Raw genomic sequence first — 334 nt, 5'->3', positions numbered from 1 at the left:
CCTTATCTAAATCATCTAACCCAGATTTCCAAACCTGTACTTGGTTGACCAATAACTTACCAGGTAGTTTAGAATAGGATAACTTAACTGTTCTTGTTTCTGTCTGATTAGTCTTTGATTGGTTGGCATTCTTTAAATCAGATACATAGGTTACATTATAAGAGACCATGGCAATAGCTTGATTCGTAGTCTGATTGACAAAGATATCAGCTTTTTCAAAATGATAATCCAAAATATAGTCCTTATAAACTTGGTTCATGGCATCATTTTGACTTGACAATTCTTGAGAATAAGCTGATTCAGTCATATAAGGTTGAATACGTGTATTATTTTC

The 334-nt window shown here is 32.6% G+C and carries 1 pseudogene; it reads right to left on the bottom strand.

Annotated elements, in window-relative coordinates:
• Positions 1–334 (bottom strand): annotated as a pseudogene (locus tag HMPREF2701_RS00175) (peptidylprolyl isomerase); the annotation flags it as partial.

The sequence above is a fragment of the Streptococcus sp. HMSC077D04 genome (assembly GCF_001808785.1).
Classification (GTDB): Bacteria; Bacillota; Bacilli; order Lactobacillales; family Streptococcaceae; genus Streptococcus; species Streptococcus mitis_BX.
Note: the sequence above shows the minus strand (reverse complement) of the source record. Positions and strands in the feature narration are given on the sequence as shown.